Origin of the sequence: Nonomuraea longispora (assembly GCF_004348345.1) — a bacterium.
Classification (GTDB): Bacteria; Actinomycetota; Actinomycetes; order Streptosporangiales; family Streptosporangiaceae; genus Nonomuraea; species Nonomuraea longispora.
Window position 1 is genome coordinate 1 of record NZ_SMJZ01000125.1, and the last position, 26,906, is coordinate 26,906.

General features: G+C 70.5%; 25 protein-coding genes. 16 read left to right on the forward strand and 9 right to left on the reverse strand.

What is annotated here, in order from left to right; all coding sequences use genetic code 11:
• The 3 genes from E1267_RS28055 to E1267_RS28065 form a co-directional block, all read right to left on the reverse strand.
• Positions 1 to 589, reverse strand: a 589-nt coding sequence (locus E1267_RS28055) for an NYN domain-containing protein (RefSeq protein ID WP_132336635.1), incomplete at its 3' end; no start/stop codon positions are given.
• Between the two features lie 108 nt (positions 590 to 697).
• The gene (locus tag E1267_RS28060; protein WP_132336637.1) at positions 698 to 898 is read right to left on the reverse strand and encodes an acyl-CoA carboxylase subunit epsilon; all 201 of its coding nucleotides are present in this window, start codon (positions 896 to 898) and stop codon (positions 698 to 700) included.
• Complete coding sequence (locus E1267_RS28065) at positions 895 to 2,484, reverse strand: acyl-CoA carboxylase subunit beta (protein ID WP_132336639.1); 1,590 nt, start codon at positions 2,482 to 2,484, stop codon at positions 895 to 897. The genes E1267_RS28060 and E1267_RS28065 overlap by 4 nt, the downstream gene beginning before the upstream one ends.
• Positions 2,485 to 2,519: 35 nt before the next feature.
• Between E1267_RS28065 and E1267_RS28070 the strand changes: the two genes are divergently transcribed.
• From E1267_RS28070 to E1267_RS28080, 3 genes are all read left to right on the forward strand, one after another.
• Positions 2,520 to 3,296 (forward strand): ABC transporter ATP-binding protein, encoded by a 777-nt coding sequence (locus E1267_RS28070; RefSeq protein ID WP_132336641.1) that lies wholly within the window; start codon positions 2,520 to 2,522, stop codon positions 3,294 to 3,296.
• Positions 3,293 to 4,858 (forward strand): hypothetical protein, encoded by a 1,566-nt coding sequence (locus tag E1267_RS28075; RefSeq protein WP_132336643.1) that lies wholly within the window; start codon positions 3,293 to 3,295, stop codon positions 4,856 to 4,858. The genes E1267_RS28070 and E1267_RS28075 overlap by 4 nt, the downstream gene beginning before the upstream one ends.
• A 79-nt stretch (positions 4,859 to 4,937) precedes the next feature.
• Positions 4,938 to 7,583 (forward strand): phosphoenolpyruvate carboxylase, encoded by a 2,646-nt coding sequence (locus E1267_RS28080; protein WP_132336645.1) that lies wholly within the window; start codon positions 4,938 to 4,940, stop codon positions 7,581 to 7,583.
• On the opposite strand, the gene E1267_RS28085 is transcribed toward E1267_RS28080, so the two are convergent.
• A complete protein-coding gene (locus E1267_RS28085; RefSeq protein ID WP_132336647.1) occupies positions 7,546 to 8,655 on the reverse strand; it encodes an epoxide hydrolase family protein in 1,110 nt (369 codons plus the stop codon). The two genes, E1267_RS28080 and E1267_RS28085, sit on opposite strands and share 38 nt — an antisense overlap.
• A 124-nt stretch (positions 8,656 to 8,779) precedes the next feature.
• On the opposite strand from E1267_RS28085, the gene E1267_RS28090 reads away from it, so the two are divergent.
• The 6 genes from E1267_RS28090 to bfr all read left to right on the forward strand — a co-directional run bounded on the left by E1267_RS28090 (position 8,780) and on the right by bfr (position 12,789).
• On the forward strand, positions 8,780 to 9,598 hold the full coding sequence (locus E1267_RS28090) for a biotin--[acetyl-CoA-carboxylase] ligase (protein WP_132336649.1): 819 nt from the start codon (positions 8,780 to 8,782) through the stop codon (positions 9,596 to 9,598).
• Between the two features lie 66 nt (positions 9,599 to 9,664).
• Positions 9,665 to 10,177, forward strand: coding sequence for a PH domain-containing protein (locus E1267_RS28095; protein WP_132336651.1), 513 nt, complete (start codon positions 9,665 to 9,667; stop codon positions 10,175 to 10,177).
• Positions 10,178 to 10,267: 90 nt separating this feature from the next.
• Positions 10,268 to 11,353, forward strand: a complete 1,086-nt coding sequence (locus tag E1267_RS28100) for an S-(hydroxymethyl)mycothiol dehydrogenase (protein ID WP_132336653.1) — start codon at positions 10,268 to 10,270, stop codon at positions 11,351 to 11,353.
• A complete protein-coding gene (locus E1267_RS28105; protein WP_132336655.1) occupies positions 11,353 to 11,973 on the forward strand; it encodes an MBL fold metallo-hydrolase in 621 nt (206 codons plus the stop codon). Before E1267_RS28100 ends, E1267_RS28105 begins: the two co-directional genes overlap by 1 nt.
• 132 nt (positions 11,974 to 12,105) lie before the next feature.
• Complete coding sequence (locus E1267_RS28110; protein WP_132336657.1) at positions 12,106 to 12,282, forward strand: (2Fe-2S)-binding protein; 177 nt, start codon at positions 12,106 to 12,108, stop codon at positions 12,280 to 12,282.
• Between the two features lie 24 nt (positions 12,283 to 12,306).
• The gene (bfr, locus tag E1267_RS28115) at positions 12,307 to 12,789 is read left to right on the forward strand and encodes a bacterioferritin (protein WP_132336659.1); all 483 of its coding nucleotides are present in this window, start codon (positions 12,307 to 12,309) and stop codon (positions 12,787 to 12,789) included.
• On the opposite strand, the gene E1267_RS28120 is transcribed toward bfr, so the two are convergent.
• On the reverse strand, positions 12,762 to 15,131 hold the full coding sequence (locus E1267_RS28120; protein ID WP_132336661.1) for a glycoside hydrolase family 95 protein: 2,370 nt from the start codon (positions 15,129 to 15,131) through the stop codon (positions 12,762 to 12,764). The two genes, bfr and E1267_RS28120, sit on opposite strands and share 28 nt — an antisense overlap.
• A 52-nt stretch (positions 15,132 to 15,183) precedes the next feature.
• Positions 15,184 to 16,236 (reverse strand): class I SAM-dependent methyltransferase, encoded by a 1,053-nt coding sequence (locus E1267_RS28125; protein ID WP_246064310.1) that lies wholly within the window; start codon positions 16,234 to 16,236, stop codon positions 15,184 to 15,186.
• 332 nt (positions 16,237 to 16,568) lie between these two features.
• Here E1267_RS28125 and E1267_RS28130 point away from each other — a divergent pair, with 332 nt between their 5' ends.
• On the forward strand, positions 16,569 to 17,237 hold the full coding sequence (locus E1267_RS28130) for a response regulator transcription factor (RefSeq protein WP_012888073.1): 669 nt from the start codon (positions 16,569 to 16,571) through the stop codon (positions 17,235 to 17,237).
• Positions 17,238 to 17,241: 4 nt separating this feature from the next.
• Positions 17,242 to 18,519 (forward strand): ATP-binding protein, encoded by a 1,278-nt coding sequence (locus tag E1267_RS28135; RefSeq protein WP_132336665.1) that lies wholly within the window; start codon positions 17,242 to 17,244, stop codon positions 18,517 to 18,519.
• On the opposite strand, the gene E1267_RS28140 is transcribed toward E1267_RS28135, so the two are convergent.
• Positions 18,503 to 18,985: a GtrA family protein gene (locus E1267_RS28140; protein WP_132336667.1), complete on the reverse strand. Its 483-nt coding sequence runs from the start codon at positions 18,983 to 18,985 to the stop codon at positions 18,503 to 18,505. The two genes, E1267_RS28135 and E1267_RS28140, sit on opposite strands and share 17 nt — an antisense overlap.
• A gap of 206 nt (positions 18,986 to 19,191) precedes the next feature.
• Between E1267_RS28140 and E1267_RS28145 the strand changes: the two genes are divergently transcribed.
• Positions 19,192 to 20,340 (forward strand): 5-(carboxyamino)imidazole ribonucleotide synthase, encoded by a 1,149-nt coding sequence (locus tag E1267_RS28145; RefSeq protein WP_132336669.1) that lies wholly within the window; start codon positions 19,192 to 19,194, stop codon positions 20,338 to 20,340.
• Complete coding sequence (gene purE, locus E1267_RS28150) at positions 20,337 to 20,846, forward strand: 5-(carboxyamino)imidazole ribonucleotide mutase (protein ID WP_132336671.1); 510 nt, start codon at positions 20,337 to 20,339, stop codon at positions 20,844 to 20,846. The genes E1267_RS28145 and purE overlap by 4 nt, the downstream gene beginning before the upstream one ends.
• A gap of 45 nt (positions 20,847 to 20,891) precedes the next feature.
• Here purE and E1267_RS28155 read toward each other — a convergent pair whose 3' ends face one another.
• Positions 20,892 to 22,205, reverse strand: a complete 1,314-nt coding sequence (locus E1267_RS28155; RefSeq protein WP_132336672.1) for a UDP-glucose dehydrogenase family protein — start codon at positions 22,203 to 22,205, stop codon at positions 20,892 to 20,894.
• Positions 22,206 to 22,331: 126 nt separating this feature from the next.
• Here E1267_RS28155 and E1267_RS28160 point away from each other — a divergent pair, with 126 nt between their 5' ends.
• The 3 genes from E1267_RS28160 to E1267_RS28170 all read left to right on the forward strand — a co-directional run bounded on the left by E1267_RS28160 (position 22,332) and on the right by E1267_RS28170 (position 25,645).
• A complete protein-coding gene (locus tag E1267_RS28160) occupies positions 22,332 to 23,495 on the forward strand; it encodes an acyl-CoA dehydrogenase family protein (RefSeq protein WP_132336674.1) in 1,164 nt (387 codons plus the stop codon).
• A gap of 232 nt (positions 23,496 to 23,727) precedes the next feature.
• Positions 23,728 to 23,994 carry a VOC family protein gene (locus E1267_RS46650; protein WP_246064311.1) on the forward strand — a complete coding sequence of 89 codons (267 nt, stop codon included), beginning with the start codon at positions 23,728 to 23,730 and terminating at the stop codon, positions 23,992 to 23,994.
• A gap of 130 nt (positions 23,995 to 24,124) precedes the next feature.
• Positions 24,125 to 25,645 (forward strand): nitrilase-related carbon-nitrogen hydrolase, encoded by a 1,521-nt coding sequence (locus tag E1267_RS28170; protein WP_132336676.1) that lies wholly within the window; start codon positions 24,125 to 24,127, stop codon positions 25,643 to 25,645.
• 39 nt (positions 25,646 to 25,684) lie between these two features.
• On the opposite strand, the gene E1267_RS28175 is transcribed toward E1267_RS28170, so the two are convergent.
• Positions 25,685 to 26,662 (reverse strand): AraC family transcriptional regulator, encoded by a 978-nt coding sequence (locus tag E1267_RS28175; RefSeq protein WP_132336678.1) that lies wholly within the window; start codon positions 26,660 to 26,662, stop codon positions 25,685 to 25,687.
• Positions 26,663 to 26,906: the final 244 nt, after the last annotated feature.

Sequence of the window (26,906 nt, forward strand, 5' to 3'; positions counted from 1 at the left end):
GCGTGACCGGGACGGGCTGGGGAGCGCGGCTGAAAAAGGGCCTCAGGAAATCAGCAGTGATCACTTCGACGGTGTCGGACTCCCACACGAGCCGTTCGGCCTGGTTGGTGCCGTACGGCGGCTCCACCCCCCACAGGTGGATGCGTACGCCGTAGGCCTGCGCCGCCTCCACCGCGGGAACCATGTCCTCATCGCCTGCCAGCAGAATCGTGTCGGTGACCGCATGATGCCGGGCCAGCGCTTCCAGGTCGCTCCTGATCTGCGCGTCCACGCCCTTCTGCTGACCTCGGGCGTTCAGGTTGCCAAGCCGCACCTTGACCCAGGGGAGCTGGGCTATGACCCGTTGGTCGACGGTGGGCACACGGTCACGGGCTGCGTCATACCAATAGATCCGCAGGAGTTCGCCAGAAATACGTTCCTCTGCATGTTTCTGTAGACTCTGTATGAGCTCATCGGCGGCCACCCGATATTCCTTGCGTTCCTTCGCGCCGAGCAGCACCTCACCTGCCGCAGCGTACAGATAACCGACATCCACTAGGACGGCGTACTTGGCTGCCACAGGATGCGGCATGAGGTCTGGGATGGCCATGTCGTCCTCCAGGCCGCGGGTGTTAGTTGATCGGCTGACTATATACGCCTACTTTCTCTAGATAGTCCCAACTCCCGGGGAACTTGACACCCGATTCACAGGATCTATCTAGGGTAGAGCGCTCATCCGCCATGCCGACTTCCCTGGGAGGACAGGCTTACGCATACCTCTGGCGGGGTTTCGCCACGTTTGCCGACGGCGGGCGGGAGACGGTTGTGGTCCGACGTGCCGGGCGGCCAGTACCGCCACCAACGCGGCGATCTCCTCGGGTGAGGCGTCGCCGCGAACAATGCGCAGATGGCTTGTCATAGCGGGATGTTCCCATGCTTCTTGGGGGGCAGCGTGGCCCGCTTGTTCCGCAGCGCGCGCAGCGCCCTGACGACCTGGGACCGGGTCTCGGCCGGCCGGATCACCGCGTCCACGTAACCGCGCTCCGCCGCGATGTACGGATTGGTCAGCGTGTCCTCGTACTCGGTGACGCGCCGGGCCCGCACGGCGTCGGGGTCGTCGGCGGCGGCCAGCTCGCGCCGGTAGAGGATGTTGACCGCGCCCTGCGCGCCCATGACCGCGATCTGGGCCGTCGGCCAGGCCAGATTGACGTCGGCCCCGAGATGCTTGGAGCCCATGACGTCGTACGCGCCGCCGTACGCCTTGCGCGTGATCACCGTGATCAGCGGCACCGTGGCCTCGGCGTAGGCGTAGAGCAGCTTGGCGCCGCGGCGGATGATTCCGTTCCATTCCTGATCGGCTCCGGGGAGGAAACCCGGCACATCAACAAATGTCAGGATGGGGATATTGAAAGCATCACATGTTCGAATAAATCTTGCGGCCTTCTCGGAGGCGTCGATATCCAGGCAGCCGGCGAAATGCATCGGCTGGTTGGCCACGACCCCCACCGGCTGGCCGTCCACCCGGCCGTAGCCGACCACGATGTTCTGCGCGAACAGCGCGTGGACCTCCAGGAACTCCCCGTCGTCCAGCACGTGCTCGATCACCCGGTGCATGTCGTACGGCTGGTTGGCCGAGTCGGGGATCAGCACGTCGAGCTCGGGATCGGGCTCGAGGTCGATGGCCGGCTCGAAGATCGGCGCCTCGTCCAGGTTGTTGGACGGCAGGTAGGACAGCAGGGCCTTGACGTAGTCGAGGGCGTCCTCCTCGTCGTCGGCCTGGTAGTGAGCCACCCCCGACTTGGTGTTGTGCGTGTGGGCCCCGCCGAGCTCCTCGAACGTTACCTCCTCGCCCGTCACCGTCTTGATCACGTCGGGGCCCGTGATGAACATGTGCGACGTCTGGTCCACCATCACGGTGAAGTCGGTCAGCGCCGGCGAGTAGACGTGCCCGCCGGCCGCGGCCCCCATGATGAGCGAGATCTGCGGGATCACCCCCGAGGCGTGCACGTTCCGCTTGAAGATCTCCGCATAGAGACCGAGCGCGACCACGCCCTCCTGGATGCGCGCGCCGCCGCCCTCGTTGATGCCGATGATCGGGCAGCCCGTCTTGATCGCCAGATCGAGGACCTTGACGATCTTCTCGCCGTACACCTCGCCGAGCGAGCCGCCGAACACCGTCACGTCCTGCGAGAACACGCACACCTGCCGGCCGTCGATGGTGCCGTGGCCGGAGATGACGCCGTCGCCGTACGGCCGCCGCTCCTCCAGCCCGAACATCGTGGACCGGTGCCGGGCGAACTCGTCGAACTCCGCGAACGAGCCCTCGTCCAGCAGCGCCAGCACCCGCTCCCTGGCGGTCATCTTGCCCTTGGCATGCTGCTTGGCCACCGCGGCCGCCGAACCGGCGCTAGCGGCTTCGACGAGCCGTCGTTCCAGATCAGCGATTTTGCCGGCAGTGGTATGGATGTCCAGCTTTTCCGGTAGGTCGTCAGCCGCTGCAGTCATGCGCGCAAATCTAGTCCGTCCGTCAGAGTGGATCCATGACGGATGCCGTTCGTACCCATGGCCTGGTCAAACGTTACGGGTCGCAGGTCGCCGTGGCAGGGGTCGATCTAGTGGTCCCCGCGGGTAGCTTCGCCGGTCTCGTCGGCCCCAACGGCGCGGGAAAGACGACCACGCTCAGCATGATCACCGCGCTGCTCCGCCCCGACGGAGGCCATGCCGAGGTCGACGGGTTCCACGTGTGGCGCGACCCCGTCGCGGTCAAGGCGCGCATCGGCGTGCTCCCCGAGGGCCTGCGGCTGTTCGAGCGGCTGTCGGGCCGTGAGCTGCTGCTCTACAACGGCATGCTGCGCGGCATCCCCAAGGCCGACGTCGAGCAGCGCGCGGGCGAGCTGCTCGACGTGATGGACCTGACCGGCGCCGCCGACAAGCTCGTCGTCGACTACTCCACCGGCATGCGCAAGAAGATCGGCCTGGCCGCCGCGCTGCTGCACAACCCGTCGGTGCTCTTCCTGGACGAGCCGTTCGAGGGCGTCGACCCGGTCAGCGCCAACACCCTCACCGAGGTGCTCCGGCGCTTCACCGCGTCCGGCTCGACCGTCATCTTCTCCAGCCACGTGATGGACCTGGTCGAGCGGCTGTGCGACTGGGTGTCCGTGATGAGCGCGGGCCACATCGTGGCGCAGGGCCCGCTGGCGGAGGTGCGCGGCGGGCGCAGCCTCAACCAGGCGTTCCTCGACCTGGTCGGCGGCACGCCGCACGACCGCGAAGCGGGCCTGAGCTGGCTCGGCGCCCGGCCGGAGGACGCACGGTGAGCACCGTCCTGCTGTTCGCGCGGCTCAAGGTGCGGCTGCTGGCCGGCAACCTGCGCGGCGACGCCCAGCGCAAGCTCGGCTTCGTCCTCACCCTGGTCATCGCCGCCGGCCTGGCCGCGCTCGGTTTCCTGTTGATGAGCCTGCTCAGGCTGGCGCCGGGCGACATCGCCGCCTCGCTCGTGACGCTCGCCTTCGCGTCGTTCTTCTTCGGCTGGATGATCGTGCCGCTGCTCGCGTTCGGCCTCGACGACACGCTCGACCCCGCGAAGTTGTCGTTGTTCCCGCTACGCACCGGGCGGCTCGCGGTCGGCATGTTCACCGCGTCGGTGACCGGCGTCTGGCCGCTCGCGACGCTCGTCGTGACCGGCGGCGCCCTGGTCGCGGTCGCGTCGGGCCCCGGCGGCGTCCTGATCGGCGTGCCGGCCGTGCTGCTGCAGTTCGCGAGCTGCGTGGTGGCGTCCAGGCTGGTCACCACGTCCCTGTCCGGCGCGCTGCGCACCCGGCGCGGGCGCGACCTGCTGGCCGTGAGCGCGCTGGCCCTGGTGCTGCTCGCGCAACTGCCCAACCTGCTGATGAACCGCGGCTTCAGCGACCCCACGGCGCTGTTGCACCAGATGGCGGCCGTGCTCAGGTGGACCCCGCCCGGCCTGGCGGCGCACGCCCTCGCCGACGGCGGCCTCACGGGGCTGGCCGAGCTGGCGCTGCTCGCCCTGCTCGTGGTGGTGCTCGGCTGGCTGTGGGTCAAGGCGCTCAGCCGGGCCCTCGTCACGCCCGACTCCTCCACGCAGGCCGCGTCCGTACGCAGGGGGAGCGGGCTCGTCGGCCGGTTCCTGCCCGACGGGCCGCTGGCGGCCGTGGTGACGAAGGAGCTGGCCTACATCAGGCGCGATCCGAGGTTCCGCGTCGGCTGGGCCAGCGCCATCGTCGTCACCCTCATCCTGTCGTTCACGGTGAGCGATCCCGGCAGGGGAGGGGGCGGCCAGTGGACACCGATCGTGATCTCCTGCGTGGGCGCGCTCATGATCGCCCTGCAGTCGGGCAACGCGTTCGGCATCGACGGGCGCTCGTTGTGGATGAACGCCGTGGCCTTCGGCTCCGAGCGTGACCTGTCCACCGACCTGGCCGGGCGTCACCTGGCCGGCACGCTGGTCGCCGCGCCGCTGATCACCGTGCTGGCCGTCACCACCGGCCTGCTCACCGGGCATCCCACGATGATCCTGCCGGCCATGACGGCCGGATGGGGAGTGCTCGGCATCGGGTTCGGCGTCGGCTCGGTGACCAGCGTGATCCTGCCGTACACGGTGCCCGACCGGATGAACGCCTTCACCGGCGCCGCTCCCGGGCAGGGCGGGCTGGCGTTCCTCTCCGCGCTCGGCGCGTCGGCCGGCATGGCGCTGCTGCTGGCGCCGCTCGTGGCGGGGCTGCTCCTGGGGCTGGTCTGGGTGTGCGCGGTGGCGCCGTTCTACGGCCTGCTGGCCGAGGTGCTCGGCAGGCGGCTGGGCGCCAAGCTCGGGTTCGCCCGGATGCCCGATCTGCTGGCGGCCGTGTCCAAGCCCACCTGACCTGCCACGAAGCAGTGGTCTAGTCCAATGACTGAGACCGGTCTACGGTCGTTCCTGGCGACTCGCTACCCTTCGAAACATGATTGACCAGGGGCTCGAACATCGCAGCGCCGCCGTGACCGAGATGCCGGACGAGCTGCGCCACGATGTGCGCCTGCTCGGCAAGCTGCTCGGCCGGGTGCTGGCCGAACAGGGCGGCGAAGACCTGCTGGCCGACGTCGAACGGTTGCGCAAGGCGGTCATCGCCGCGCGCAGGGGCGAGATCTCGGCCGACGAGATCACCGACATGATCGCCGGATGGGAGATCGAGCGGGCGGTCGAGGTCGCCCGCGCGTTCACCTGCTACTTCCACCTGGCCAACCTGGCCGAGGAGCACTACCGCATCCGCACGCTGCGCGAACGCGACGCCGAGGGCAGAGTGCAGCGCGAGTCGCTCGCGCAGGCCGTACGCGAGCTGGGCGCCGAGCGCGTCACCGAGCTGGTGGAGGGCCTGGAGCTGCACCCGGTGCTCACCGCGCACCCCACCGAGGCGCGCAGGCGCGCCGTCGTCACCGCGATCCAGCGGGTCAGCGGCCAGCTCACCGAGTACAACTCCCCGGGTCGCGGCGCCTCCGAGCGGGCGGAGAGCAAGCGGCGCATGCTGGAGGAGATCGACCTGCTGTGGCGTACGGCCCAGCTCCGCTCCACCAAGCTCGACCCGCTCGACGAGGTCCGCACCGCCATGGCCGCCTTCGACGAGACGCTGTTCCGTACGGTGCCGCAGGTCTACCGCGCGCTCGACGCGGCGCTCGACCCGGCGGCCGACCCCGCCCTCGGCAAGGGCACCGGCACCCGCCCACCGCTGGCCAGGCCGTTCATCCGCTACGGCAGCTGGATCGGCGGCGACCGCGACGGCAACCCCAACGTCACGGCCAGGGTCACCCGCGAGACCGTCCAGATCCAGTCCGAGCACGTGCTGACGGCCCTGGAGACCGCCTGCTCGCGCATCGGCCGCACGCTGACGGCCTCCGCCCAGTTCGCCCCCTGCTCGCCCGAGCTGAAGGTGGCGCTGGCCACGGCCGTGGACGCCTACCCCGAGGTCGTCTCCGAGCTGGCCACCCGCTCGCCGCGTGAGCCGCACCGGCAGTGGCTGCTGTTCGTGGCCGCGCGCATCGCCGCCACCCACCGCCGCGACCTCGACCTGGCCTACCGCTCGCCCGCCGAGCTGCTGGCCGACCTGCGCCTCGCGCAGGAGTCGCTGGCCGCGAGCGCGCCGCGGCAGGCGTACGGCGAGCTGCAGCACCTCATCTGGCAGGTCGAGACGTTCGGCTTCCACCTGGCCGAGCTGGAGGTGCGCCAGCACTCACAGGTGCACGCGGCGGCACTGGAGGAGCTGCGGGCCGGTGCCGAGCCGTCGGAGCGCACCGAGGAGGTCCTGGGCACGATCCGGGTGATCGGCTGGATCCAGGAGCGGTTCGGGGTCACCGCCTGCTCCCGTTACGTCGTCTCCTTCACCCGCTCGGCCGACGACGTCGCGGCCGTCTACGAGCTGGCCGAGCACGCGCTCGGCGACCGCGCGCCCGTGCTCGACGTCGTGCCGCTGTTCGAGTCGGGCCAGGACCTGGCCAACTCGCCGAGCGTGCTCACCGGCATGCTCGACATCCCGCAGGTGCGTCGGCGCCTCGACGACACCGGCCGGCGCATGGAGATCATGCTGGGCTACTCCGACTCGGCCAAGGAGCTCGGCCCGGCCGCGGCCACGCTCCGCCTCTACGAGGCGCAGGAGGAGCTGACCGCCTGGGCCGCCGAGCACGACGTGAAGCTGCGCATGTTCCACGGCCGCGGCGGCGCGCTCGGCCGCGGCGGCGGCCCGGCCAACCGCGCGGTGCTGGCCCAGGCCCCCGGCTCGGTGGCGGGCCGGTTCAAGGTCACGGAGCAGGGCGAGGTCATCTTCGCCCGCTACGGCCACATCGCGATCGCCCGCCGCCATCTGGAACAGGTGGCCAACGCCGTGCTGCTGGCCTCGTCGCCGGCGATCGGGGCGCGCACCGCGGCCGCCGCCGAACGTTTCCGCGGCCTGGCCGAGCAGGTCGCCACGGCGTCCGAGCGGGCCTACAGGTCGCTGACCGAGGCGGAGGGCTTCCCCGAGTGGTTCTCTTTGGTCAGCCCGCTGGAGGAGATCGGCACGCTGCGCCTCGGCTCCCGCCCGGCCCGCCGCGGCCTCGGCGCCCCCCGCTCGCTCGACGACCTGCGGGCCATCCCGTGGGTGTTCGCGTGGGCGCAGACCCGGGTCAACCTGCCCGGCTGGTACGGCCTCGGCACCGGCCTCGCGGCCGTCGGCGACGTCGAGGAGCTGCGGGCGGCCTACCGCGAATGGCCGCTGTTCAACGCGATGCTCGACAACGCCGAGATGTCGCTGGCCAAGACCGACCGCTCGATCGCCAAGCGTTACCTGGCGCTGGGCGGCAGGGACGACTTCGGCCGGCAGGTGCTGGAGGAGTACGACAGGACCCGCGAGCTGGTGCTGCGCGTCACGGGGCACACGCGGTTGCTGGAGAACCGCAAGGTGCTGTCGCGGGCGGTCCAGCTGCGCGACCCGTACGTCGACGCCCTGTCGCACCTGCAGCTGCGGGCCCTGCGCGCGCTGCGCACCGGCAACCCGTCGGAGCGGGAACGCGACCGGCTGTCCACGCTCCTGCTCCTGTCGGTCAACGGCGTCGCGGCGGGGTTGCAGAACACCGGCTGAGCCCGTCGAAGAAGGCGCGGACGTCGGCGGCGACCACGTCGGGAGCGGTGTGGGCGGCGTAGTGCCCGCGCGCCGGCGCCGGCAACGTCTTCCAGGAGACGATGCCGGCGTGGTCGCGCTCGGCGAAGCGGCGGATCGAGGCGAAGTCGCCCTCGCCCATGGCCAGCGCCGTCGGCACGGTCGTGGGCTCCTTCGGCTGCTCCATGCGGGCGTTCTCCCAGTAGAGCCGCAGCGCCGACCCGGCGGTGCCGGTGAACCAGTGGATGGCGGCGTTGGCCAGCACGAAGTCGTCGTCGAGGTCGTCGTCGAAGAGCTGGGCGAGCCAGCCGACGAGCCCGGCGGGGGAGTCGGCGATGGCGTGCGCGAGCGTCTGCGGCTGCTGCGCGTGCAGCACGTTGAAGGCGCCCTTCTCCTTCCAGAACCAGTCGAGCACGGCGAGCCCGGCCTGCTCCTCCTCGCTCAGGTCAGCGAACTCCGCGGGGTCGCCTGACGGGAACGAGAAGATCTGTGTGACGTGCACGCCGACGACGTGTTCAGGGTCGATCCTGCCGACTTCGGGAGAGATCATCGATCCGGCGTCGTTGCCCACGGCGCCGTAGCGCTCGTAGCCGAGCCCGGCCATGAGTGCGGCCCACGCCCTGGCGATGCGCTGGTTGTTCCAGCCCAGCTCCCGCGTCGGCCCTGAGAAGCCGTAGCCGGGCAGCGACGGGATGACCAGGTGGAAGTGGCGTGACAGCGGCTCGATGGCGTCGAGATATTCGACGATCGAGCCGGGCCAGCCGTGGGTGAGGATGAGGGGCAGGGCCTCGGGATCGTCGGAGCGCACGTGGACGAAGTGGATGTTCTGCCCGTCGATCTCGGTGGTGAACTGCGGGTACGCGTTGAGCCTGGCCTCCATGGCCCGCCAGTCGAACCCGTCGCGCCAGTGGCCGACCAGGCGCTTGACCCGTTCGACGCCGACCCCCTGAACTGCTCCGTCGATCTCGTCGGTGAAGCGGGTCAGGGCGAGACGGACCCGCAGGTCGTCGAGGTCGGCCTGGGGGATCTCGACGCGGAAGGGGGTGACGATCATGACGATCCTTTCGGGGGAACGGTTCGTTCTGTTCCAGAATAGCAGAACGGAACGATTCATTCCATAGAGGTGTCGCGCCACTCCCGGGAGCTCCGTACGTACGGCCATCAGCCAAGATGGGGGGATGGCCAACTCCCGCTACTCCGACCTCGACCGCCCGCCACTGAACGCGGCGGCGCTCAACCGGGCGCTGGTCCGCCCTGGCTCGCTGTGGACCGGCGTCACGGTTGTCGAGAGCACCGGCTCGACCAACGCCGACCTGAGCGGCGCCGCCAAGGAGGGGGCGCCCGAGGGTTCCGTGCTGGTGGCGGAGGCGCAGGCCGCCGGCCGCGGGCGGCTGGGCCGCTCCTGGTCGGCTCCGCCCCGCTCGGGCCTGACGTTCTCGATCCTGCTCAGGCCGCAGGTGCCGCTCGCCGCCCAGAGCTGGCTGACGCTGATGTACGGTGTCGCCGCCGCCTCGGCGGTGCGCCGGCTGGCCGAGCTCGACGTGCGCCTGAAGTGGCCCAACGACCTGCTGGTCGGCGAGCGCAAGCTGGCCGGCGTGCTCGCCGAGCGATCCGACGACGCCGTCGTCGTCGGCATGGGGCTGAACGTGTCGCTCAGGCCCGACGAGCTGCCCGTCGAAACCGCCACGTCGCTGGGCATCGAGCGGGCGGCCTGCCTCGACCGGGATCCGCTGCTGCGGGCCGTGCTGCGCGAGGTCGAGAGCCACTACCACGACTGGGTCGACGCCAAGGGCGACGCGGAGGCGTCGGGGCTGCGTTCGGCCTACCTCGCGGTCAGCGCCACGGTCGGGAGGCAGGTCAGGGTGGAGCTGCCCGAGCACCAGGCGCTGACCGGCCGGGCCAGCGGTATCGACCAGTGGGGGCACCTCCAGGTGGAGTCCGGCGGGGAGCACTACACGCTGAGCGCGGGCGACGTCGTCCACGTGCGCATGGCCTGACGCACGCCGCCTGGACGCCCCCGCACGGCATAGCCGCGGGGGCGGTGTTGGTGGCACCATTTGCCCATGACCCTTCCCGACCATCGTCTGACGCAGGGTGAGCGGCGCGTCAGGTCCTTCAACCCTCACTGGAAGCGGCTCGTCGTTCCCTTCATCGCTCTGGTCCTCATCGCGGCGGCCGGCGGCGCGGCCCTCTACTTCATCCCGGCCGACTGGGAGTTCGCCTTCCACGCGAGGATCGCCGCCGGCGTCATCTGCCTGGCCCTGCTGATGATCTGGTCGTTCGTCCCCTACCTGCAGTGGAAGAACACTGGCTACGTGCTCACCACCCACCGCTTCTCGATCAGCACCGGCGTGCTCAACAAGTCGACCGACGAGATCCCGATCGCCAAGGTCAACACGGTCAGCTCCGACCAGACGTTCCCCGAGCGGCTGCTCGGCTGCGGCACGCTGACCGTCGAGTCCGCCTCCGACAGGGGGGAGATCGTGCTGCGCGACATCCCGAGGATCCAGGACGTCCGCACCGAGCTGTTCCGGCTCGTCGAGGACGCCGCGGACGGGGAGATCGACGGCCGCTGACACGAACCGCCGTGTAGCTCGGCGCGAGGTCTCGGCGTGGTGCGGCCCTATGTCTTGCGGAGATCATCCTCCTGGCACAAGATGGCTGGCATGCCGTACGAAGTGCAGGGCGTGATCGCCAGGGGCAAGGGTCAGGAAGTTTCGCTCGAGACGGTCGTCGTCCCCGATCCGGGGCCGGGCGAAGCGGTCGTCAACGTGGAGGCCTGCGGGGTCTGCCACACCGACCTGCACTATCGGGAGGGCGGGATCGGCGACGAGTACCCCTACCTGCTCGGCCACGAGGCGGCGGGCACCGTCGAGGCGGTGGGCGAGGGGGTCACGGGGCTGGAGCCCGGCGACTTCGTCATCCTCAACTGGCGGGCCGTGTGCGGACAGTGCCGGGCCTGCCTGCGCGGCCGGCCGTGGTACTGCTTCAACACCCACAACGCCGCCCAGAAGATGACGCTCACCGACGGCACCGAGCTGTCGCCCGCGCTGGGCATCGGCGCGTTCCTGGCCAAGACGCTCGTCGCCGCGGGCCAGTGCACCAAGGTCTCCGCCGAGGCGCCCGCCCAGGTCGCGGGGCTGCTCGGCTGCGGCGTCATGGCGGGCATCGGCGCGGCGATCAACACCGGCGGGGTGACGCGCGGCGACAGCGTGGCGGTCATCGGCTGCGGCGGCGTCGGCGACGCGGCCGTGCTGGGCTCGTCGCTGGCCGGCGCCTCCAAGGTCATCGCGGTCGATGTGGACGATCGCAAACTGGAGTGGGCCCGCGGCTTCGGCGCCACCCACACGGTCAACTCCCGCGACAACGACCCGGTCGAGGCGATCCGCGACCTGACGGGCGGCTTCGGCGCCGACGTGGTCATCGAGGCGGTGGGCCGGCCCGAGACGTACAACCAGGCGTTCTACGCCCGCGACCTGGCCGGCACGGTCGTTCTGGTCGGCGTGCCGACCCCGGAGATGCGGCTGGAGCTGCCGCTGCTCGACGTGTTCGGGCGCGGCGGGTCGCTCAAGTCCTCCTGGTACGGCGACTGCCTGCCCTCGCGCGACTTCCCCATGCTGATCGACCTGTTCCTGCAGAACCGCCTGCCGCTCGACCGGTTCGTGACGGAGACGATCCAGCTGGGCCAGGTTGAGGAGGCGTTCGGCAAGATGCACCGCGGTGAGGTGCTGCGTTCGGTGGTGGTCCTGTGATGATCGACCGCGTCATCACTTCGGGCACGTTCTCGCTGGACGGCGGCACGTGGGAGGTCGACAACAACGTCTGGCTGGTGGGCGACGCCCGCGAGGTGGTCGTCATCGACGCCGCCCACGACGCGGCGCCGATCGCCGACCGGGTGGGCGAGCGCGCGGTCAGGGCCATCGTCTGCACCCACGCCCACAACGACCACATCAACGCGGCCGGGGCCCTGGCGGGGCTGACAGGGGCGCCGATCCGGCTGCACCCCGCCGACCAGGTGCTGTGGGAGCAGCAGTACGGCGACTCGCTGGCGTACGAACCGCTGGCCGACGGCGAGAAGATCACGCTCGGCGGCACCACGCTGCAGATCCTGCACACACCCGGCCACGCGCCGGGCGCGGTCTGCGTGTACGCGCCCGACCTGGGCGCGCTGTTCAGCGGTGACACCCTGTTCAAGGGCGGGCCCGGGGCGACCGGGCGTTCCTACAGCTCGTTCGACACGATCATCGCGTCGATCCGGGAGCGCCTGCTGACGTTGCCGCCGGAAACCGTCGTGCACACCGGGCACGGTGACTCCACCTCCATCGGCGCCGAGGCCCCGCACCTGGAGGAGTGGATCGCCCGGGGCCACTGAGAGGAATGACCCGCTCGCGTTCGGGTACACCACTGTGGCGTACCTAACGTAGGCAAGCCTTACCAAAGTGGGCTACCTTAGGTGTGCCTAACCTAATGGCGCCCCCTTTGCTTGAGAGAGGCTTGTCCCCGGATGTACGCATGCGTGTGTCGTGCAGTGACCGAGAACGAGGTGCACGACTGCATTGCCGCAGGGGCGAGCACCCCGAAGCAGATCCGTGATACCACGGGTGCGGGTGGTGACTGTGCCCGATGTGTACGGAAAATCTGTGCGATCCTGAAGCGGTCTGAAGAACTGACGACCGCGTAGCCGGATAGCACCAAGGGGCCTGCCATGCAGGGCGACAAGCAGATCATCGAGCTGCTCAACGAGCAGTTGACCGCCGAACTGACCGCTATCAACCAGTATTTCCTGCACGCCAAGATGCAGCAGAACTGGGGATACACCAAGCTGGCCGAGCACACCCGCGCCGAGTCGATCGACGAGATGCGGCACGCCGAGCGCCTGACCGACCGCATCCTGTTCCTCGAAGGGCTGCCCAACTACCAGCGCCTGGGCACGCTGCACATCGGCCAGACCGTCGAGGAGCAGCTCAGGGCCGACCTTGAGGTGGAGCTGTCGGTGGTGCAGCGGCTGCGCCCGGCCATCCAGCTCATGCGGGAGAAGGGCGACGTCACCTCCGCCCGCATCTTCGAGGAGATCCTTGAGGACGAGGAGGTGCACATCGACTACCTGGAGACCGAGCTCGACCTGATCCGCAGCCTCGGCGAGCAGCTCTACCTCGCCCGCTACGCCGAGCCGCCCTCGGCGGACTGACGACTCCCCAGCCCCGTCACGACGGTGTATGCAGCCCCAGCGGCGGCGTCCCAGGCCAGCGTGTGCCCGCAGCGGCGCGCGCCCACGTCGTCCCCGCGCTCGCCCAGCACCCGGCCGCCGGCCGCGACGGCCGCCGAACGGAGCCTGATCCGGCCGGTACGCCCCACGCGCACCGTGATCCGCTCGGCGGCACCGTCGCGCCAGGCGGCGTCCACCGTCACGTCGCCCCTGGCCCGCAGCCCGCGCACCGACCCCGTACGCCAGGCGGACGGCAGCGCGGGCAGCACGTGGATCTCGCCCGGCCGGCTCTGCACCAGCATCTCCGCGATGCCCGCGGTCGCACCGAAATTGCCGTCGATCTGGAACGGCGGGTGCGTGTCCCACAGGTTGTCCAGCGTCGAGTGCCTGAGCTGCTCGCGCAGCATCGTGTGCGCGTGGTCGCCGTCGAGCAGCCGCGCCCAGAAGCCGATCTTCCACGCCTTGCTCCAGCCGGTCCCGCCGTCGCCCCGGGCCGTCAGCGCGACCCTGGCCGCCTCCCCCTCGCGGCTCTCCGCCGTGACCTGGTGGCCGGGGTGGAGCGCGTACAGGTGCGACACGTGCCGGTGCGTGTTGCCGGGATCGTCCCAGTCGGCCTTCCACTCCTGGAGCTGCCCCCAGGACCCGACCCGCAGCCCCGGATCGAGCCGGTCCAGCGCCTCCCGCACCCGCGTACGGAACCCGGCGTCGACGTTCAGCGCGGCGGCGGCCTCGGCCACGTTGGTGAGCAGGTCCCAGACGATCTGCTGTGACATCGACGCCCCGGCCGAGAAGTCGCCGTGCTCGGGCGAGTAGCTCGGCGAGACGACGAGGCTGCCGTCGCGCGGGTCGGTGTGCAGCGTGTCCAGCCAGAACCGCGCGGCCCCCTTCATCACCGGGTAGGCGGTCTCGCGCAGGTAGCCGAGGTCGCCGCTGAACAGGTAGTGCTCGTACAGCTGCCGGGTCAGCCAGGCGGCCGCCTCCGGGAACCAGAACGCGGTGGCCCAGTCGTGCACGCCGGTGAACCCGTACGGGTTCGTCTCGTTGTGCACCACCCACCCGCCGGCCCCGAACATCTCCCGCGCCGTCACCTCGCCCGGCGCCACCAGCGCCGTGACGAAGTCGTCGTACGGCCGCGCCGCCTCGGCCAGGTTGGTCACCTCGGCCGGCCAGTAGTTCATCTGCAGGTTGATGTTGGTGTGGTAGTCGCAGGACCAGGGCGGGCCGGTGGAGTCGTTCCACACGCCCTGGAGATTCGCGGGCAACGACCCGGGCCGTGACGAGGCGATGAGCAGGTAGCGGCCGTAGGCGAACAGCAGCGCCTCCAGCGCGCGGTCGTCCGCCCCCGGGCCGCCGGTGTAGCCGGCCAGCAGCCGGTCGGTGGGGACGGACGGCGTGCGCTGCCCGAGGTCGAGCCGCACCCGGTCGAACAGCGCCCGGTAGTCGTCCTGGTGGGCGTGTCTGAGCGCGTCGTAGCCCTGCGCCACGGCCCTGTCCACGGCGGCGGTGACGGTGGCGTGCGGGTCGTCGCCCCGGTACGCCGGGTATGTCGGGGCGTAGTCGGTGCCCGCCGACACCACCAGGAACACGCTGTCGGCCCCGGTGACCGTGACCAAGCCGTCCCCGTCCGTACGGGTGCCGCCCTCCGCGACCACCTGCACCTGGGCCTCGTACCTCAGCCCGTTGTCCGCCAGCGCCCCCCTGAGCGTCAGCCGTCCGCCCACGACGCCCACCCGCGCGCCCGGGTGGGGCGAGGACACCCGCAGGGTGAACGACACCGCGCCCGCCCGGTCGGCCGAGATCCGCCCGGCGATCACGCCGGACGGATGGACGGCGAGGTATTCGCGCGCGTGACGCACGCCGTCCACGGTGTAGCGGACCCTCGCCACGGCCTCCCGCAGGCGCAGCTCCCGGCGGTAGCCGCCGGCCGCGCCGTCGTGCGCCAGGTCGAGCCACAGGTCACCGAACGGCTGGTACGCGCCGAACCCCGACTTCGGCCGGCCCAGCTCGGACGCCACCTCCTCGGGCGCCATGCGCGTGTCGCGGTCGAGCCGCCGCCTGACCCTGGCCAGGGCGTCCGGCCGGGGCGTGACCCAGTTGCCGAAGTCGTAGCCCTGCCGCGACCCCGGGCCGCCGCTCCACAACGTCTTCTCGTTGAACTGCAGCCGCTCGGTCCGGGTCCCTCCGAACACCATGGCCCCCAGCGCGCCGTTGCCGATGGGCAGCGCCTGGCTCTCCCAGTCGGTGGCCGGTGCGTCGTACCAGAGGGTCAGGTCATCGGGTGTATCGGGCGACGGCGGGGAAGTGTGTTGGGGGATGCCTGCCATGCGGCCTCAGGGTAGCAGGGCCGCACGGCGAGACATCCGATCTCTACGGGCTTCAGGGGATCAGCCGGTAGAAGCGCCAGAAACCGAAGTCCTTGATGGGCAGGATCTCGACGTCGGAGAAGCCGGCCTCGCGGGCGTAGCGGCGCAGCGTTCCCGGCCGCATCACCGTGCCGGTGGCGGCCGAGGGCTGCTCGCTCATTCCGTCGGGCAGGCAGATGAGCAGACTGAAGCCGTACATCAGGCGTTCGAGGTCGTCGGCGGGGGCCGTGAAGGACTCGCCGACGGCCTCGTCCATGACGACGACGGCCCCGCCGGGGACCGTCGCCCGCCGCGCCGCCGCCAGCGTCTCCACCGGCCGTGGCATGTCGTGCACGCACTCGAAGGCGAAGACGGCGTCGTAGCGGCCCTCGTCCAGCAGGGCGGCGTCACCGCGGCGGAAGCTCACCCGGTCGCCGAGCCCCGCGTCCGCCGCGTTGCGCGTGGCCAGCTCGACGGACGGGCCGTCGATGTCGACCCCTACCACGCCCGCCTCGGGGTACGCCCTGGCCAGCGCGATGGTCGACCACCCACCCCCGCAGCCCACGTCGGCGAGCCGGGCGCCAGGGCGCCGCAGCACGGTGTCGAGGCCGGGCACGCCGGCGAGCGCCTCCGGCAGGGCGTGCTCGAACCAGGGCCGGTTCATGTCGGCCTGCGACTCCCGCAGGTCGGCCCCGAACGCCGCCCATGGCACCCCGCCGCCCTCGCGGTAGGCCTCCAGCAGCGCGGGCAGCTGCACGGACGCGCCGGCCAGCATCCGGGCCAGCGGGGCCAGGTAGGCCAGGCTCGACTCGTCGGTCAGCACCTCGGCCGCGGCGCCGGGCAGGGCGAAGCGGCCGTCCTCCGCGATCTCCAGAATTCCGAAGGCGGCCTGCTGCTCCAGCCACTCCCTGGCGTACCGCTCGTGGCCACGGGAGCGGGCGACCAGCTCGGCGGGGTCGGCCGGGCCGTGCGCGGCCAGCGCGCGATACCAGCCCATCCGGTCGCCGATGTGCATGGAGAGCAGGTCGACGGTGCCGAGTGCCGATCCCAGCAGGCGGTCGGCGAACTCGTCGGTGCTGGTGGTCATCGTGATCATCTCCTTCTTCCGGGCGGGCCCCGACCGAGGATCGGCGCTGCGCGGCGTCCGGAAAAGGTCGTTCGCCACACAACCGGTTCCGCCGTGACGCGTTCCCTACCCGGCGCGGCAGGGAGGGTTCTCGTCCGTGGAAAGTGCTTGGCGGATTTTTCACTCTGGCGCGTCGCGCACGGGCCGCCAAGTTTCGCGTCGATAATCACGGTAATTTAATCCTGACTAAGTGATATTTAGGCGAGTTTGCCCAGGTCAATGGATAGGTCAACTACGAGTCAAACCGCGCGCTGTGCCCGGGAAACGATCGCCTAAGGTCCTACGATCGCTTCATGACCTGCGTACTTCTCGCCGAGGATGACACCTCGATTTCCGAGCCGCTCGCGCGTGCGCTACGTCGCGAGGGCTATCAGGTCGAGGTGAGCCCCGATGGCCCACAGGCCCTGGAAAGGGCCCTGTCGGGCGGCATAGACCTCATCGTTCTCGACCTTGGCCTGCCCGAAATGGATGGTCTGGAGGTGGCCCGCCGGATCCGCGCCGAAGGGCACGGCACTCCGGTTCTGATACTCACCGCACGCGTCGACGAGGTCGACACGGTCGTCGGGCTCGACGCGGGCGCCGACGACTACGTGACGAAACCGTTCCGGCTGGCGGAACTGCTCGCCCGGGTGCGTGCGCTGCTGCGGCGCGGCACCTCCGAGACCCCGGTCGTCCAGGGGGTGCGCATCGACGCCGACTCGCGCCGGGCCTGGATGGGAGACAAGGAGCTCCACCTGACGACCAAGGAGTTCGACCTGCTGCGCGTGCTCGTACGCGACGCCGGCAAAGTCGTCACGCGCGAACAGATCATGCGGGAGGTGTGGGACACCAACTGGTGGGGGTCGACCAAGACCCTCGACATGCACATCTCCTGGTTGCGCCGCAAGCTCGGCGACGATGCCGCCAAGCCCCGCTACATCACGACCGTCCGGGGAGTCGGCTTCCGGTTCGAACGCGAGTAGGCGGATGCGCCGCCGACTGCTCACCTCCACCCTGGTCGTCGCGGTCATCGCGGTCCTGTTGCTGGGGGTCCCCCTGGGAGTCGTGGTAAGTCGCCTGATCGTCGATGAGGCCGCTCAGGAGCTCGGGTCCGAGGCCAAGCGTCTCGTGGGAGAGGTGGAGTACGCCCGTGTCCAGGAGACGCCGCTCGACCCTCAGCAACTGGAGCAGAAATACCCGGACAGATACATTCAGATCTGGGAACACGGAACCCCCCTCCGGGTGACCGTGGTCGGCTCGCCCCCGCCGTCCGGTCACCTCATGACGGAGGATGCCCAGACCAACACCGGCGTCTACGTCCGGATCAGTCGCGACCGCGACCAGGTCGAACAGGACGTGGGGGCACGCCTGCTGCTCATCGTGGCTCTGGCCGTGGCCGCCCTGGCGGTCGCCGTCAGCCTGGCCGTGGTCCAGTCACGCCGGCTGACGCTCCCCCTCCAGGACCTGGCGAAGATCGCCGACCGGCTCGGCTCGGGCGACGCGCGCCCGAGCAAGCACCGCTACGGCATCCCCGAGCTCGACCGGGTCGCCCAGGTGCTCGACCGCAGCGCCACCCGCATCTCCGACCTGCTCACCCGCGAGCGTGAGTTCGCCACCGACGCCTCCCACCAGCTCCGCACACCGCTGACCGGCCTCACCATGCGGCTGGAGGAGATCGTCGCCTCCTCCGACGAGCCCGAGGTCGTGCGCGAGGAGGGCGAGGCGGCGATCGTCCAGGCGGAGCGGCTCACCGCAGTGATCGACGAACTGCTGGCCGCCGCCCGACGCCAGCGCCACGCGCAGGCGCACCCCGTCGCCATCGACGAGATCCTCGGCCAGCAGATCATCGAGTGGGAGCCGGTCTTCCGCGACGCGGGCCGCGAGATCCGGCTCGACGGCACCCGCGGGCTCAAGGCGATGGCCACCACCGGCGGCTTCGGCCAGGTGATCGCCTCGTTGCTGGAGAACTCCCTGCGCCACGGGGGCGGCGCCGTCACCGTGGCGTCCACCTGCGGCGACAGCTACGTGGTGATCGAGGTCGCGGACGAGGGCGAGGGCATCGCCGACGAGATCGCCCCGCGGATCTTCGAACGGAACGTCAGCGGCGGCGGAGGCACCGGCCTCGGCCTGACGCTCGCCCGCGCCCTGGCGGCCGCCGACGGCGGGAGACTGGAGCTGGTGCGCCGGCGTCCGGCCACGTTCGCCGTCTTCCTGCGCCCCGCGGAGGAGAACGGCGGCAACCGCGTGGTCAGCGGTCCTGCTTGACCCCGGCCTCGGGCAGCTCGACCGGGATGGGCTCGGTTGCCTCCAGGAACACCCACTTCTTGTACGACCAGAAGCGGAACAGCGTGCCGAGCCCGACGCCGATGATGTTGGCGATGTTGGCGCTGAGGGGGTCGACGAGATGGAGCGTGTAGGTGGTGAAGCCGATCACCAGCAGCCCGAACAGCAGCGCGATGCCGTTGAGCAGGAAGAACAGGAAATATTCGCGCCCGAGCCCGCTCTGCTCCCTGTGCCGGAACGTCCAGAAGCGGTTGCCCAGGTAGGCGAACGTCGCCGAGATCGTGGTCGCGAAGACCTTCGAGGTCAGCGGCCCCAGCTCCACTCCCAGCAGGAAGAGGTTGTAGGCGCCTGTGTCGATCAGGAAGGCGATGGCCCCGATGCTGCCGAATTTGGCCAGCTCGTGCACCAGAGAGGCGAACCGCTCGTAGAGGCGTCTTGCGAAGTCCACGTCTCTGCTCGGTCCCTTCCCTTGTCGAGCCTGACCACCTCAGCGTACCGGTCATCGTGTAGGCCCGGTGTCAGACGGATGAACATACCGCGCAAAGAACGTTCATCGCGAATGCGGCCTAACCCCCGCCATGCCCGATAACCTGCCATGATCTGGAAGGGGCGCCCGTCGGAGGAAGTCGTTCCGTCCCGGTAAGCTCACCTGGCGTGAGTTCCTACAGCCCTATCGGCCCGGTCGTGGGCATCGTCGGCGCCGGCCAGCTCGCCCGGATGACGCAGCCGCCCGCCATCGCGCTCGGCGTCGAGCTGCGGGTGCTGGCCGCGGCCCCTGACGAGAGCGCCGCCCGGGTGATCACCGACACGCGGGTCGGAGACTACCGCGACCTCGGCGACCTGCGCGAGTTCGCCAAGGGCTGCGCCGCGATCACGTTCGACCACGAGCACGTGCCCACCGAGCACGTCAGAGCCCTGGTCGCCGACGGCCACACCGTGCACCCCGGAGCCCGTGCCCTCGTGCACGCCCAGGACAAAGCGCTCATGCGCGAGCGGCTGACCGCGATCGGCGTGCCCTGCCCCGCCTGGGCCAGGGTCGAGACGGCCGCCGACGCCGAGCGCTTCGCCGGTGAGCACGGCTGGCCGGTGGTGCTGAAGGCGGTACGCGGCGGCTACGACGGCCGCGGCGTGTGGGTGTGCGGGTCGGCCGCGGAGATCGCCGAGGCGTTCGAGGCCGGCGTCGAGCTGCTGGCCGAGGCGTTCGTGCCGTTCGAGCGGGAGCTGGCGGTGCTGGTGGCCCGCTCGCCGCACGGGCAGGGCGTCAGCTACCCCGTCGTCGAGACCGTGCAGCAGGACGGCATCTGCGTCGAGGTGCTCGCTCCCGCGCCCGGGCTCGACCCGGAGGACGCCGCCCAGGCCCAGCGCATCAGCCTGAAGATCGCCCACGAGCTCGGCGTGACCGGGTTGCTGGCCGTGGAGCTGTTCGAGACCGCGCACGGGCTGGTCGTCAACGAGCTGGCCATGCGGCCGCACAACAGCGGCCACTGGACCATCGAGGGCGCCAGGACCTCCCAGTTCGAGCAGCACCTGCGAGCGGTGCTCGACCTGCCGCTCGGCTCGCCCACGATGACCGCGCCCGTCGTCGTCATGGCCAACCTGCTCGGGGGCGACGACCCCGGCCTGTTCAAGCGCTACGAGCACGTGCTCGCCCACGACCCGGGCATCAAGCTGCATTTCTACGGCAAGGACGTGCGCCCCGGCCGCAAGATCGGCCACGTCACGGCCCTCGGCTCCAACCTCGACGAGGTGCGCGCCCGCGCCCGCCACGCCGCCGTCTACCTCACCACCGGGGAGTACACATGAGTTCCTCCGAGGCGCGCGTCGGCATCGTCATGGGCAGCGACTCCGACTGGCCCGTGATGAAGGCCGCCGCCGAGGCGGTCGCCGAGTTCGGGGTGGCGTTCGAAGCCGATGTGGTGTCGGCCCACCGCATGCCGGTCGAGATGATCGACTACGGCCGCAAGGCCGCCGCCCGCGGCCTCCAGGTGCTCATCGCCGGCGCAGGCGGGGCCGCCCACCTGCCCGGTATGCTGGCCTCCGTCACACCGCTGCCGGTGATCGGGGTGCCGGTGCCGCTCAAACACCTCGACGGGCTCGACTCCCTGCTGTCCATCGTCCAGATGCCGGCCGGGGTGCCGGTGGCGACCGTGGCCGTCGGGGGCGCCCGCAACGCGGGCCTGCTGGCCGCACGCATCCTCGCCGCCTCCGACGCCGGGCTGCGGACGCGGATGGAGGAGTTCCAGGCGCGGTTGAAGGAGCAGGCGTACGCCAAGGGCGAGCGGCTGCGGTCCGAGGCCGCCGACCTCTGAGCCACGGCGGCCGGCCGCCGCCGCGGGTGCTCTGCGCGCGGTGGCTCAGGGGCGGCCCAGCGCGCGGTAGTGCCAGCCTGCCGCGCGCCACAGCTCGGAGTCGAGACAGTTGCGGCCGTCGACGATGCGCCGGGTGGCGACCACCGCTCCCAGCTGCTCGGGGTCGAGCTCCAGGAACTCCTGCCACTCGGTCAGCAACAGGACCACGTGCGCGCCGCGCACTGCCTCGACGGCGGAATCGCCGTAGTTCAGCTCGGGATGGGCCTTACGCGCGTTGTCGAGCGCGATCGGGTCGTAGATGGTGACCCGTCCGCCCTGGTGGCCGATGGTGACGGCGACGTTGAGCGCGGGGGAGTCGCGGATGTCGTCGGAGTTGGGCTTGAACGCGGCGCCCAGCACGCCCACGGTGCAGCCGTGGAACGAGCCGCCGGCCAGCTCCCTCGCCAGATCGACCATGCGGGCCCGGCGGCGCATGTTGATGTCGTCCACCTCGCGCAGGAACGTCAGCGCCTGGTCCGCGCCCAGCTCGCCGGCCCGCGCCATGAACGCCCTGATGTCCTTGGGCAGGCAGCCGCCGCCGAAGCCGAGCCCGGCGTTGAGGTAACGGCCGCCGATCCTGTCGTCGTAGGACAGCGCCTCGGACAGCTGCTTGACGTCGGCGTGGGCGGCCTCGCAGACCTCGGCCATGGCGTTGATGAAAGAGATCTTGGTGGCGAGGAACGCGTTGGCGGCCGTCTTGACCAGCTCGGACGTGGCGAAGTCCGTCACCACGAACGGGACCTCGCCCAGCGGCTCGTACACCTCGCGCAGCACCTTCTCGGCCCGCTCGCTGCGCACACCGAGTACGATGCGGTCGGGGCTGAGGGTGTCCCTGACCGCGAAACCCTCCCGCAGGAACTCGGGGTTCCAGGCCAGCTCGGCCTCGCCGCCCGCGGGAGCGAGCCGGGCGAGCTTGTCGGCCAGCCGTTCGGCGGTGCCGACGGGCACGGTGGACTTGCCCACCACCAGGCACTCCCGGTCAAGAAGCGGAGCCAGGGATTCGACGGCCTGGTGCGTGTAGGAGACGTCCGCGGCGTACTCGCCGCGTTTCTGCGGGGTGCCCACGCAGATGAAGTGCACGTCGCCGAAGGCAGCGACCTCCTCGTACGAGGTGGTGAAGCGCAGGCGGCCGGATTCGAGCCCGCGCTGGAGCACCTCTTCGAGCCCGGGCTCGTGGATCGGGAGCTGCCCGTTGTTGAGCCGGTTGATCTTGTCGGCGTCGATGTCGAGGCCCAGCACGTCGTATCCGAGATCGGCCATGCACGCCGCATGGGTGATCCCCAGGTATCCGGTCCCGATCACCGTGAGGCGATATGGCACGAGTGAGCTCCTTTCGATTTGCTGAGGCATGCTACCGGCCCTCGCTACCTCCTTCGTGCCACCACCTCCCTTTCGCAAACCGTACCGGCTGGTAACAAGATGGTCGGACGTCCTAGTATCTGTCGCATGAGCTTCCCTCTTTACGCGCCCGCCGAGGAACACGACCTGCTCAGGGAGACCGTCCGTGCCCTGGCCGACGAGAAGATCGCCCCGCACGCAGCCGCGGCCGACGAGACCGAGGAGTTTTCCTGGGACGTCTACAAGGCGCTCGTCGCGTCCGACCTGCACGCCGTACACGTCCCTGAGCAGTACGGCGGAGCGGGGGCGGACGCCCTGGCCACGGTGATCGTCATCGAGGAGGTCGCCCGCGCGTGCGCGTCCTCCTCCCTGATCCCCGCCGTCAACAAGCTGGGCACGGTCCCGCTGCTGCTCTCGGCGTCGGAGGAGCTGAAGTCCCGCTACCTGGCGCCCGTCGCCCGGGGGGAGGCCATGTTCTCGTACGCGCTGTCGGAGCCGGAGGCCGGCTCCGACGCGGCGGCCATGAAGACCCGCGCGGTCGCGGACGGCGACACGTACGTACTCAACGGCACCAAGATGTGGATCACGAACGCCGGCGTCTCCGAGTACTACACGGTCATGGCGGTCACCGACCCGTCCGCGGGGGCGCGCGGCATCTCCGCCTTCGTCGTCGAAAAATCCGACCAGGGCGTCTCGTTCGGGCCCAAGGAGAAGAAACTCGGCATCAAGGGGTCCCCCACCCGCCAGGTCATTCTGGACGACGTACGCATCCCGGCCACCCGCATGATCGGCGAGCCCGGCACCGGCTTCAAAACCGCCCTCGCCACCCTCGACCACACCCGCGTCACCATCGCCGCCCAGGCCCTCGGCATCGCCCAGGGCGCCCTCGACTACGCGATCGGCTACGTCAAGCAACGCAAGCAGTTCGGCCGTCCCGTGGCCGACTTCCAGGGACTCCAGTTCATGATCGCCGACATGGCCATGAAACTGGAGGCGGCCCGGCAGCTCACGTACCACGCGGCGGCGAAGTCGGAACGAGCGATGAACGGCGAACCCCAGAAAGACCTCACCTTCCTGTCGAGCGCCGCCAAGTGCGCGGCCTCGGACGCCGCCATGGAGATCACGACGGACGCGGTGCAGTTGCTGGGCGGGTACGGGTACACGAAGGACTTCCCGGTGGAGCGCATGATGCGCGACGCCAAGATCACCCAGATCTACGAGGGCACGAACCAGATCCAGCGCATGGTCATGGCCCGCCAACTCCTCAAGTAGGCGTTGACATGCTGAACCCGGCTCTCCTGGAGTGGCGGGCCGGGTCTGCTGAGACGCTGGCTGATCTTCGGGGTCCGCCTGTTTCGTCCCTGTTCTGTGATCTTGAGCTTCTTTGTTCGTCAGGACTACTGCAGCCTCCCCTGGTGTTCGTTCGTGCCGAGGCCAGCGGAGTGGGCCGAATCAGTACGTGTGCGGTCAGGACGGACCAGAGTGTCGGGTTCACGACTACGGGGTGGCGGTGTTCATCAGCGGCTTCGCCCTCACGTACGTCGTCCGGAGCGAGGGGCGGGTCGACGCAATCATGGTGGAGGACGCGAAGGCCGGCGCGACGATACTCAAACCCGCCGGCGCACTGCCGTGGGGTGGTTACGGCGGCTCCTTCGCCGACCCCGACGGTCACAGCCAGCGCGCCCGGGGGCGGACCAGCCCGACGCCGAGTAGCCGCGGCTCGGGTGCTCGAAGGCCGGGGAGCGGTTCGGTCATGGATGAGGAGAGGTGAGGTCACAGCCCTCGCGTGGGTGCCGGGATTAACGTCGGTCCGCGACCGGATCGGCCGTCGTACAAGGCACTGGTCGAACCTCCGTCCCGCGTGATCGCGGGTCGGAGGCTTCGACGGCGGGAAGGATCACATGCGGACAGAGCAGCTCGACCGGCGGAGCGAGGCCGCGCCGCCGGTCCCTGGCGGACGTCGGTGGCGGTGGGCCTGGCTGGGAGCGGGGACGCTGCTGTGGCTCTTCGCGGTGCACGGCCGTTTCGACATCGCCGCGGCGGCCTGGTTGTCGCCGGTCCTGTTGCTGAGGTTCGTACGGACCGGACCGGCCCTCGGCGGGCTCGCGGCGGTGTGGGCGGCCTCGGCGCTGGCCGGCGCGTTCTGGCTGGTCGAGACCGCCGTGCCGATGACCGTGATCGTCGTGGTGGGGATCCTCGCGCTGGGCACCCTGACCGTCGTCCCGTACGTCCTGGACCGGCTCGTCACCCCCAGGGCCGGCACGGTCACGTCCCTGCTGCTGTTCCCGGCGGCGCTGGCGGCCTGCGAGTTCCTGATGACGCTGCTCAGCCCCTTCGGCACCGCGTTCGGCGTGCCGGCCGCCACACAGCACGACGACCTGGCGTTGCTGCAGGTCGTGTCGGTGACCGGCCCGTACGGCGTGGGCTTCCTCATCGGCTGGTTCGCGACGACGGCGAACCACCTCTGGGAGAGCCGGCTGCGGGGGTACGCGCTCCGGACCGCGGGTGCGTACGCCGTCGTCGTCATGCTCGCCCTGCTCGCCGGCGGGGCGCGGCTCGCGTTCCTCCCGCCGGATGGCGCGACCGTGCGCGTGGCCGGCATCAGCCCGGACACCTCGGCCACCCACGACCTGCGCGCCACGCTCAGCGCGGACCTCACCCCGCAGCAGGTGGCTTCGCGGGATCAGGCGACCGTACGGGCGGCCTTCGGCAAGGTCAACGCCAACCTGCTGACCAGGACGCGGGAGGCGGCGCGGGCGGGCGCGAAGATCGTGATGTGGTCCGAGCAGGCGGCGGGCGTCCTGGCGGCCGACGAGAAGGCGTTCCTCGGGCAGGTCTCCGCCACGGCCCGGGAGAGCGGCGTCTACCTGCAGGCCGCCGTGTCCCTCGTGCTGCCGCGGGCGCCGTACGCGGCCAACCGCACCTACCTGTACGACCCTTCGGGCGCGCAGGTCTGGGCCTACGACAAGAGCCATCCCATTCCCGGCCTGGAGTTCTACCCGCCGGGCGACGGCGTGGTGCCGGTCGCGCGTACGCCGTACGGGCGGCTGGCCACGGTGACGTGCTTCGACGCCGACTTTCCCGAGCTGATGCGCGTGGACGCCGACATCATGCTCGTGCCCGCGCGCGACTGGGCGGAGATCGGCCCGGTGCACAGCCAGAAGGCGAGCCTGCGCTCGATCGAGAACGGGTACGCGATGGTCCGGCAGGCCGAGTTCGGGGTGTCGGGGGCGTTCGACGCGCAGGGCCGGGTGCTCGCCGCGCACGACTACGCGGGCGGGGACCGGCACGTGGTCCTGTCCGACGTGCCCGTACGCGGCGCCGCCACGGTCTACCGGGTGATCGGCGACGTGTTCGCCTGGTCGTGCCTGGCCGGCACGGCCGTCGTGATCGGCCTGGCCGTCCGCCGCCGCACCCGATAGCCCCGGGGCCCGACGGCGTACCGGGCGTGACAGTCCGCGTCAGACGGTGTGCCGGGCGCGGTATTCGCCCGGCGGGCTGCCGACCCAGCGCGTGAAGGCCCGCCGGAACGCGCTCGGCTCGGAGAACCCGAGCCGCCAGGAGATCTGCTCCACCGACTCCCCGCCGCGCTCCAGGCTCGCGACGGCGACGTCCCGCAGGACCTCCTCGCGGATCCGCTGGAACGACGTGCCCTCCTGGCGCAGCAGCCGGCGCATGTGCTGGGCGCTGATCGACAACCTGGCGGCCACGTCGTCGGCGCGCGTGCGTTCGCCGGGGCCGCCGCGTTCGAGCACGGCCCGCACCCGGGCGGCCGTGGTCGTGGCGTAGTCGCGGTGGTTGATCAGATCGGCGGGCCACCGGCTGAGGTAGCGCAGCAGGTCGGCCTCCTTGCGTACGACGGGGGCCGTGAGATGCCGGACGCCGAAGCTGATCGAGACCGCCGGGGCGTCGAAGACGGGCATGCGGCCGAACACCGGCACGTACGCGTCGCTGTGGGGAGGCTCGGGGAACGGCAGTTCCAGCCGGGACGGCATGATCCGCCGGGCGACGAGCCACGCGGGAAAACGGTGGACGAGGGCGAGCACGATCTCGGCGGCGAGCTGGGGGACGCGGACGCCGGGCTCGGCGGCGATCTCGACGCGGCAGGTGGCGTCGTCGACGACGAGACGGCTGCGGGAGAAGCCTGTGGTGATCGAGGCGAACTCGGTCAGGCGCCCGAGGGCGGCCCGCAGGTCGGGTGCGTGGATGAGCCCCAGCGAGATCATCCGGAACGTGCCGGGCGGGATGGGTCGCGGGCCGAGGCTGAGCAGTTCGTCGCCGCTGCTTCGCCACAGGTCTCGCATCATCTCGACCGTGCGGGCGCAGCCGACGTGGGTGGCGCCGGGGCGGTCCAGCGTGCGCCTGACGTCGGGCCCGGCCGTCCCGGTGGAGTCGACGGCCGCGCGGACGAACTGGATCGCCACGCCGTTCGCGGGCATGCGCACCACCCCCTCACTGCATCGATGACGCTAACAGACGACCCATCCGACATCGGGGGGCAGATCGGCTGTTCACCTCATTGTCACCAACCGTCACTGTTTGCACTCTCTTGACAACTCAACTACGGTCCTTGACCACTGTCAGTCGTTTGTGTGCACACATGGAGCGATCAAGTGATGAACCGCAGGACAGCCACCGCCGTCGGCCTCACCGTGACCGTGGGCGCTCTGTGCTTCACCTCCC